We start from the raw sequence: 2,116 nt of genomic DNA, 5'->3' as shown, positions 1-2,116 counted from the left end.
TGGAAAATCTGATCTGCCAACATTAGCAGGCAACATAAGGATATCCCTCTCATGTTAATATTCATCCATGCCTCAATGGCTGGTAGTTACCCTCATTCGACAATAATCTTTTTATAAAGTTCACCCGTCTGCCTGAAGCACACAATAGAAAAAACAACAGTAAGCTGGCAACACGGCCTAAAATGGTCAACCTTGTCTGAATGGATCAGACCTTGTTCGCAGATCGCTGAAATCAGTGGTTGCCGACAGACAATCCACTGAATTTGCACAGAGACACCTAAAACCTGACGTATCTAAGAACTTCAGGGTTTGTTTGTTTTGCTGCCTCGATAAAAGCCTTATCACTTCCAAGCTCGAAAGCAACAAACATGAACACACGAGGATTCTGTGCAATTAAGGTCAGCATGTACTCGCGATCATTCAATAATGTTTTACTGGCACCTATTAAGATATCAATATTGACAGCCATTAAGCTTTCAATAAGGTTTTTATCGCTTCGGATTCTTTCAGCGGCATAACACAAAGCTTTCGGAGACTTTGCGACAGCGGCCTTGATGACATCAATATCATTCCTCAGATCGTCACTCAAATATGGCAGTTCTCCTGGATGTTCTGAAATGGTGGGCAATACAAAGTCTTTATCATTCCGAACCCGTGAACTGGCATATTTCAGTCCATGCTTGCGCAGGGTATTCATGACCTTTTCTTTATGATCCCCAAGCGGTGGACTCGGTGGCGCATAAAACTCCAATCCGTAACGGTAAGATGGATTAATAACAAAACACTGATTACCCAAGTCATAAAATTGCTCAACCACACTGATAGCGCTTTTAGGATCTAATAATAAAAAATGATGCAAGAGCTCCCTGCGGCTGCCCTCACTGATCTCATCACTCATTAACATTTCCCACAGACTGTCTTCCGGTTTTTCCTTAAGAAACACTGACCTCTTACACACACCCAACCGCCGGGCATGATGAGCAAACTGTTGGTGGTGTTCCTTCAAAAACCGCCAGCAAGGGTCAATGAGCCCACGAGTCCCACTCAGAAAAGACTTTACAAAAAGGCAATGTTGAAAGGCGAATCTATCCGCTTCTGTCGCTATATCACGATTAAGGCTTTGTGCCAGCAAGTTAAAGTCCCACCGACCTCCTTCAAAAATGGGCGTACCGTCTAAATCACAATCCAGATCAGACATGGCACGTAACACAATGATCAGTTTTTCAAAGGCATCATGCATGGTTTGAGGTGATTTCATTCGGGGGCATTCGACGGTCATTTTACCCGCTACAGCGTTGCAACCCAGCTTCATGCTACCCGCATTTTTATCCAGTCCGATCTCCTTCAATAATTGCGCCAGAAACCACATACGCCTGAACTTGCCGGGTTTATCACCGTAGGTTAAATCAAAGTTGTCGGAGAATGTCAGCCGCAAGGTTCGTCCTTTACCTCCCTCTGCGTGCTCAAGTAGCTCGATAAGACCCACATGAACCCCTAACTTCAGGTTAACAATCACGGCTTCATTCATACAGATGACAGTTCCTGAAAGTTTTAGCTCTTCCATAGATGCTTTTCCGGAAGAACTCAATAGCGTTGCCTTTTCACCCGGGGTCGTACAGTCGACATAAGTGATTTTATTTTTCGTAAACACCCTGCCCTGAGCCGAAGCCAGAGCGACCTGTGCCAATGCCTCTACAAAGCTCTTATGTAAGACAAAAATCAGCTCATGGACACTCTTCACCTTCTCAGCCTCAACAGGGTTGAGAGCTTGAAGACAGGATTGCATTTGATGACAGTCTGCCACCCACGGGCGAAACATTCTCCGAGATAACTGGCCGCCTTCAGCGGCTTGCATTGGCAGAATGATACTCTTTAAACCGGAGCGGATGGTCCGTTTCAGCGTCTCGAACCGGTATTCCAATTGCGGTAATTCTATCAGCAATCGCTCGACCTTGGGTGGACTGTTGTCGCCCGCCAGTAGCAAAAAGGCCCGATAACCCTTCAACAGTACTTCAGCCCCATGAATTAGCCGATTTACGTTATCCCTCGTCTCAGCCAGTAGTTTTGATCGTTGTGGCGACATGCTTAATTTTATGGGGTTTGCCAGACAATCCAG

1 protein-coding gene is annotated in these 2,116 nt (G+C 45.5%); it reads right to left on the bottom strand.

All coding sequences use genetic code 11. The features are described 5' to 3' along the window. Positions 1 to 277: 277 nt before the first annotated feature. On the bottom strand, positions 278 to 2,116 hold a 1,839-nt coding region (locus KDK19_RS09935), incomplete at its 5' end, for a DUF4116 domain-containing protein (RefSeq protein ID WP_257291852.1).

The sequence above is a fragment of the Endozoicomonas sp. ONNA1 genome (assembly GCF_024606325.1).
Classification (GTDB): domain Bacteria; phylum Pseudomonadota; class Gammaproteobacteria; order Pseudomonadales; family Endozoicomonadaceae; genus Endozoicomonas_A.
This window is presented reverse-complemented; position numbering and strand designations above follow the sequence as displayed.